Origin of the sequence: Pelatocladus sp. BLCC-F211 (genome assembly GCF_041928655.1) — a bacterium.
Lineage (GTDB): Bacteria > Cyanobacteriota > Cyanobacteriia > Cyanobacteriales > Nostocaceae > Pelatocladus.
This window is the reverse complement of record NZ_JBHFLM010000045.1, coordinates 78675-84945: the sequence shown is the minus strand read 5'-3', so window position 1 is coordinate 84945 and position 6271 is coordinate 78675. Positions and strand designations below refer to the sequence as shown.

Here is a 6271-nt window from a genome sequence, read left to right as displayed (position 1 = left end):
ACCCGACGCCAGGTACTACAACGGGACGCCAGTCGCTACAACGGAGGAGCCACTGCGGTGGACGGGTTCCCCGGCATAAAGCAGGTGGCGTGGAACCTCCGCAACGCGCTGGCTCGGAAACCCCCGCAACGTACTGGCTCCGCAACGCACTGGCTCCCCTACACCCGTTACACCCCCACACCCATTTTCAAGTCAGAAGGTGAATAAGCGCTAACCAACAACACAGTTTATAAATAATTACCAAATAATTTATCTACTTTAGAATAAATTATGTTTTTTGTATCAAAAGTTTAAAAACCATTGATTTTTTGAACTAGAACTTTTATAATTACGACGGATTTTGTAGCTATAACTACAATCTGTAGCTTTGAAGAGGAGGAAAAAAGGTTGGCAAGGAGACGAAAGCGGAAAAGCCGTCGTCGGCAAGAAGGACGGCGTATCTTAGAGCATGTGCCCCAATATAGCATTGAAAGTGGCGAAGAGAAACCTGTGACAGCAGCCAGAAAATTTATTCAAGCTGAAGGGATATTGCCACCCGCTTTGCTGCTCGTAAAGCGCAACGAACATACAACAGACCGATATTTTTGGGCTGAAAAAGGTTTATTTGGTGCTCAGTATGTAGAAGAGAATCATTTCCTATTCCCCAGTCTGAGAACATTAGAACCTTCTACAGTTCAAGAATCGGTAGCATTGGTTACTCGCTAAAAGATTCAAGGCGATTTTGTAGATTGTGATTGTGGCTTTTGACATTTATTAACTGGCAAAATGCTCAAGATATCTAAAAATTTAATTTTTTTTTAATTTTAGGCTAATTTGCCAGTCAACTTTAGCGGTCTGGATAAGGCTAATCGAATCCTGTCAGATATTTGTGTTTGTGGGATGAGATTTGAATAACAAATGATGTACAAAAAGCGGGGATTTATAACTCTTCCGCAAGCAAAGATTAACATAACGTTAACATAAGGCGGAAGTCCCCACCCTCAATGTACTCATAGGGTGGGGATAGGGAGCGGGCAATGATGAAGGCATCTCCAACCAATTCAATCCACAGGATTGAGAGGGCGTGAGATGTCTGGGTTTAAACGATTAGAAAAAATGGGCGAACCTTGGGATGTGCCGTACCCGGCACATCCCTCCTCCCCACGAGTTAACTCGTGGGCTAGTCGAGTTGTAGAAGGTTCGCCCATTTTTTCTTGGTTTAGTGACTGGTCTGAAGAATTGCCAATCTTAGCATTTGGTAACGAGTCTATATAGGCTTCAATTATTGCACCTGTCCTAAATGTGGGTGTCAGCACAAGAAAACACTCGATATTAGAGTCCACGAGTGTGGTGTTTGTGGTTATCGACAAGACCGCGATATTGCTGCTGCCGAAGTTATGCTTTACTGGGCAAAAGGAAGTCTACCGGAGTCAGGAACTGGCTTCGCAGTCGCAGAGTCGCCTAGCTCTACCACATCTACCAGTAAGCGCAAGCAATCTGGATCGATGCGGCAACTAGGGGCGAAGAAGCGACAGCAATCCACAGAAAGCCTTGCTAAACACGAACTGAGGGATGTAGAAACCCACAGTTCAGGCGAAGCTAACTGTGGGTAGTTCATTCAGGAATATTTTGTCTTTTTTAGTGCGATTTCCAATAAATGCTGATTACAAATCTGGATTTTGTGATTTGGAAATGGTAACTGCAATTAGCGGTTATTAGCTAGATTTTAGCTCTAATGCCTTTTTTAACTCAATCAGTTCATCTCGATGGGCAGTAACAGTAATAGTACTTGAGGATGGTGGTTCGCTCTGGGTTGTTTCTACCTTCAGCGACACCTTCTCAAGTTTGCTAGCTTTTTTCCAGTAGAAAATTCCGCTCAAGGGCGATAGTAATACCATCCCTAGAAAAAAAATACTCAGGCTAGGAAAAAGTTGTGACAAAACCAGTGATAGACAAAGAATACCAGTAGCAGCTAGCACAGTCAAAAATATGGCTAAAAACCAACTGGGACGAACATTGCCTTCAAAAATCACTTGGTTTTGTTCTGGGTCTACCGCTGCCACCCGGTAAGACCTAGCTCGAAAATACTCCCTTAATTGAGACATTAAAGTAGCCTCGTCTTGTTCAGATACCAGTTGTGCTACTTCTGTACGGTCTTTAGTAGAGGCACGAATAAAGAAAAATAATCCGACCGATAATAACAAAGTAAGCATCAACGTGGATGGCAGAATGGCGGTATCCATAATAGTGAGTTTTTAGTGCTTGATTGGAGGGGACTTATTCATTATTCATTATCAATGTATTCGTTAATTTGTCCTCCCATTTATATACTGTTGCCAAAGACGAGCTAAATCTTGCGCGTGTGGAGTCCACTCGGAAGAAACTTGGTACATCCGCCGGGGACGTCCGCGTCCTTCGAGTTTTTTCCAATACCCTGTGATTGCCTTGTTGTCTTCGAGAAACTTAATCGCACTGTAAAGTACTGTATCCGAAAGGCGATAGTTGGGATATTCAGTTTCTAAGCGTTGGATTAACTCGGTTCCGTAAGACTCCCCTTGTAATAAAACGTACAAGATATAACAAACTGCTAGTTCTTGACAAAGGTAAGTTGGCGGAGGATTCTCAAAGAATTGATATATATCCTCAAGTTTCATGGTTAGTGAAGAATTGCTAAAACAATGCCCAAGGGTTAAGCCTACAATCTCTTTTGTGAGTATATAGTGCTACTACCCTATTGGGGTAAGTATATAACGCTACTTAGGCTAGATTGACAAGGCGCACACAATAAAATCATTAACCCAAGTTTGTAAGCGTAGGGACGGGCACTTTAAGCACCAGAAATAAATTCCAGTGACAGCGCCTGATTTATGCGCCAGCTTTGGAAGTGCAAAATAATGCACTCCTTTCTGCCTCAAGCTCTAGCCAGTGTGGTGAGGAGCAAACAGACAACGGTTTGACCATTATCTTTGTGTTAAGTGATGCCGAGCGTGTGAGGACTGTTTAAGCATAAATTGTTGCCTTAGCAATTTTAAAGGTTAATTGCAAATTTTTCTGTAAAACTTAATAAACACTTTTTTTACAGCGATCGCACCAGTATAAATCTTTAAATATCAACCATAAGATCATATCTATAATTTTCAACCCTTGCAGCTCTTGACACATTCAATACCGCATAGTCTACTGAATTTTTAGACTTCCAATTACCAATTGACAATTACCAATTACCGGAACAACCCCGCCACTATAAATTGGGCAAGTCCCCCTAATTTCATTCGGGGGTGTACCCTCAACAATCAAAATGGTATTAAGTGTCATAGTTAATTTATCAATTAATCAAACCCTCCAGCACATAGGTAATCACTATGTCAGTAGACTCTCAATCATCTTCCTCTCGCCGTCAAGAAATTGCCAAAATCTTTCGCCTCGTTGGTTGGATTAGCTTTTGGATTCAGCTAGTACTAGGTGTAGTTTCTACAATTATTGTGCTGCTATATGGTGTTTTTAGCCAAAGACCTGGTAGCCCGAGTAATAACCCAGGTAATGGATTTGGTGTATTTCTGGCAGTTTGTGGACTAGTTACCTTGGGTGTAGGTGTATATTTAGCTTTCCGCTACACCCGCATTGGCAGACAATTATTATCTTCTAATCCTAGTAATCACCCTAGCAAACTAGAAACAGTTCAAGTCTTGCGGTTAGGACTATTAGTGAATTTAGTCGGAATGCTGTTGACTCTGTTAGGAGCGCAGGCGATCGTTGGTACTCTGGTAGCAAGGTCTATATCTCCCCAAGCAATTACTACACAATTGTTTGACCCCAATCGCATTATTAGTGGTCTAGATATGCTTGTGGTGCAAGCAAACACTAATACTGTCTCTGCTCACTTCGCTGGACTTGTAGGGTCAATTTGGTTACTCAATCGCATTACTCGCTAGATTGAAAATTAAAAATTCACGCATTGGGAAGAGGGACAATGAGGACAAGGGGGACAAGGGAGTCAATCCAAAATCCATACACGCATGAAGTGCGCCTACCAAAGGTAGCCGCGTTAGCGACTTCTGCAAGTAGCCACTCCGTGTCTACTCGACAGAGTAATCTAAAATCTAAAATCGAATGGCTCATTTCCGGAATCATCTCTATGGAGTGTGGAGATTAATACATGTTTTTGACACAAACATCCTGCTAGGGACTGATACAAGTTAAGTCAATGAGGTGATCTTAGAAATTGGAGGTCTAACACGATGAGAGAATTACAAACTTGGAGATTTGGGATACAGTTCCTTTTCAGTACAGTAATGATTAGTCTTTGTACTTTCCAGCTTGTCAACGATAAAACCAAAGAAAATCAGACACTGTATTGGAGTGGTTTAAGTACTGTGCTAGCCTATTGGCTGCCTTCTCCTTCTAGCACTCAAGAAGAGCGTTTCAGCCAACCCAAAGCAAACCAAGAAGAAAGGCAATCTTAAGAAATATATAATTTTTATAATTCAGCGATAGTTAAGCAATAGTTAAGCGATCGCAGTATTAAAATAATCAAAATATTGGTAAGACCGATCTAATAAAAGATTGAAAAATAAGCCTGGAAATGCCTAAAATAAATTGCAGTGTGATAGCCCTGGCGATAAAGCTGGGGCAAAATTTTGGCAAATTACTTTCACACCTGGGTGCAGGGATATTTTGTGAGTTAGGAATTTGCATGTTTCAATTCTAAATTCCTAATAGGTGCTTCTAGGTTTGTCTGTGCTTTCTGACTTGAAAGTTGGGAACAGAGAAAGAAGGACAAGGGGGACAACTAATCAGTTATCAGTTATCAGTGATCAAATTAAACTGTTAACTGTTAACTGATTCATGCCCCATGCCCATTTTCATGTTTGGTAATGAAATTATTTCATCGAAACTGTCTTCTTATACTAAAAACTGAGAAAAATCTGTGCTGGATATTAAGCAAATACGGGAAAATCCACAATTTGTACAAGAGAGGTTGAATACTCGTGGTGGTAACTATGATATTCAGCCAATAGTAGATTTAAATAAACAACAACGTGAATTAGAAGGTAAGCGTAGCCAACTTCAAGCACGTAGTAATGAAATTGGTAAGCTGGTTGGACAAAAGATTAAATCTGGGACAAATCCTCAAGACCCAGAAATTCAAGCCTTGCGAGATGAGGGTAACTCTGTTAAAGCCACATTAAGCGAACTGGAACCGCAGGAAAAAGAAATCATAGCCAAAATCCAAGAACTAGTACTTGCACTCCCTAACTTACCTAGTGACACCACACCCATAGGCAAGAATGAAGAGGAAAACGTGGAAGTGCGGCGCTGGGGTGATGAGTACATTCCGCAAAACGCGAATATTATCCCGCACTGGGAAATTGGGGAAAAGTTAGGTATTCTCAACGCCGAACGGGCTGTGAAAATTGCCCAAAGTCGCTTTGTGACGTTGATTGGTGCTGGAGCAGCACTAGAGAGGGCATTAATTTCTTTTATGCTGAATCGCCAAACAGCAGCAGGATATGTAGAAGTTATTCCTCCGTTTTTAGTTAATAGTGCTTCACTCACAGCTACCGGACAACTACCCAAGTTTGCGGAAGAAAGCTTTAAATGTGCTGATGATGATTTGTGGCTTATCCCCACCGCCGAAGTACCCGTCACCAATCTTTATCGGGGTGAAATTTTGACTGGGGAAGATTTACCTATTTATCACTGTGCTTACACTCCCTGTTTTCGCCGTGAAGCTGGGAGTTATGGGCGGGATATGCGAGGATTAATTCGGCTGCACCAATTTAATAAAGTAGAATTGGTGAAATTTGTCCATCCCAGCACTTCTTTTGAGGAATTAGAAAAATTAGTAGGTGATGCAGAGGCTATTTTACAAGCTTTAAAGTTGCCTTACCGAGTCATTAATTTATGCACTGGGGATATAGGATTCCATTCTGCCAAAACCTATGACTTAGAAGTTTGGCTTCCTTCTTCTGGAAAATATCGAGAAATTTCCAGTTGTTCTAATTTTGTGGACTTCCAAGCGCGACGGGCTGATATTCGTTTTAAGGAAACTGGTAAGAAAGGAACACAGTTAGTCCATACCCTCAATGGTTCCGGGTTAGCTGTGGGACGAACAATGGCGGCTATTTTGGAGAATTATCAACAAGAAGATGGTGCGGTGAAGATACCGGAAGTTCTACAGCCTTATTTGGGACGGGAAGTTTTGTAATTTTCGATTGGTGGTTGGTAGTTGGTAGGGTGTGTTAGCGACAGCGTAACGCACCGTAAATAATGGTGGGTTACGCTGCTAATT

At 41.6% G+C, this 6271-nt stretch carries 8 protein-coding genes; 5 read left to right on the top strand and 3 right to left on the bottom strand.

The window, feature by feature from the left end:
* Positions 1-387: 387 nt before the first annotated feature.
* On the top strand, positions 388-705 hold the full coding sequence (locus tag ACE1AT_RS04635) for a DUF3155 domain-containing protein (protein WP_374866127.1): 318 nt from the start codon (positions 388-390) through the stop codon (positions 703-705).
* A gap of 335 nt (positions 706-1040) precedes the next feature.
* Here ACE1AT_RS04635 and ACE1AT_RS04630 read toward each other — a convergent pair whose 3' ends face one another.
* Positions 1041-1295: a hypothetical protein gene (locus ACE1AT_RS04630; RefSeq protein WP_374866126.1), complete on the bottom strand. Its 255-nt coding sequence runs from the start codon at positions 1293-1295 to the stop codon at positions 1041-1043.
* An 81-nt stretch (positions 1296-1376) separates the two neighbouring features.
* On the opposite strand from ACE1AT_RS04630, the gene ACE1AT_RS04625 reads away from it, so the two are divergent.
* Positions 1377-1592, top strand: a complete 216-nt coding sequence (locus ACE1AT_RS04625) for a hypothetical protein (RefSeq protein ID WP_374866125.1) — start codon at positions 1377-1379, stop codon at positions 1590-1592.
* A gap of 102 nt (positions 1593-1694) precedes the next feature.
* Here the strand turns inward: ACE1AT_RS04625 and ACE1AT_RS04620 are convergent, their stop codons facing one another.
* Together ACE1AT_RS04620 and ACE1AT_RS04615 are read right to left on the bottom strand one after the other, a co-directional pair.
* A complete protein-coding gene (locus ACE1AT_RS04620; RefSeq protein ID WP_374866124.1) occupies positions 1695-2222 on the bottom strand; it encodes a cofactor assembly of complex C subunit B in 528 nt (175 codons plus the stop codon).
* 63 nt (positions 2223-2285) lie between these two features.
* The gene (locus tag ACE1AT_RS04615; RefSeq protein WP_374866123.1) at positions 2286-2633 is read right to left on the bottom strand and encodes a PadR family transcriptional regulator; all 348 of its coding nucleotides are present in this window, start codon (positions 2631-2633) and stop codon (positions 2286-2288) included.
* A gap of 708 nt (positions 2634-3341) precedes the next feature.
* Here ACE1AT_RS04615 and ACE1AT_RS04610 point away from each other — a divergent pair.
* From ACE1AT_RS04610 to serS, 3 genes are all read left to right on the top strand, one after another.
* A complete protein-coding gene (locus ACE1AT_RS04610; protein WP_017310829.1) occupies positions 3342-3911 on the top strand; it encodes a DUF3611 family protein in 570 nt (189 codons plus the stop codon).
* A gap of 360 nt (positions 3912-4271) precedes the next feature.
* On the top strand, positions 4272-4442 hold the full coding sequence (locus tag ACE1AT_RS04605; protein ID WP_374866122.1) for a hypothetical protein: 171 nt from the start codon (positions 4272-4274) through the stop codon (positions 4440-4442).
* A 464-nt stretch (positions 4443-4906) separates the two neighbouring features.
* The gene (serS, locus tag ACE1AT_RS04600; protein ID WP_374866121.1) at positions 4907-6187 is read left to right on the top strand and encodes a serine--tRNA ligase; all 1281 of its coding nucleotides are present in this window, start codon (positions 4907-4909) and stop codon (positions 6185-6187) included.
* Positions 6188-6271 lie beyond the last annotated feature (84 nt).

Excerpts from the sequence above, each read along its gene's own strand:
- ACE1AT_RS04625 (WP_374866125.1), top strand. The coding sequence starts at position 1,377 with ATGCTTTACTGGGCAAAAGGAAGTCTACCGGAGTCAGGAACTGGCTTC.
- ACE1AT_RS04620 (WP_374866124.1), bottom strand. The coding sequence starts at position 2,222 with ATGGATACCGCCATTCTGCCATCCACGTTGATGCTTACTTTGTTATTA.
- ACE1AT_RS04615 (WP_374866123.1), bottom strand. The coding sequence starts at position 2,633 with ATGAAACTTGAGGATATATATCAATTCTTTGAGAATCCTCCGCCAACT.
- ACE1AT_RS04610 (WP_017310829.1), top strand. The coding sequence starts at position 3,342 with ATGTCAGTAGACTCTCAATCATCTTCCTCTCGCCGTCAAGAAATTGCC.
- ACE1AT_RS04605 (WP_374866122.1), top strand. The coding sequence starts at position 4,272 with ATGATTAGTCTTTGTACTTTCCAGCTTGTCAACGATAAAACCAAAGAA.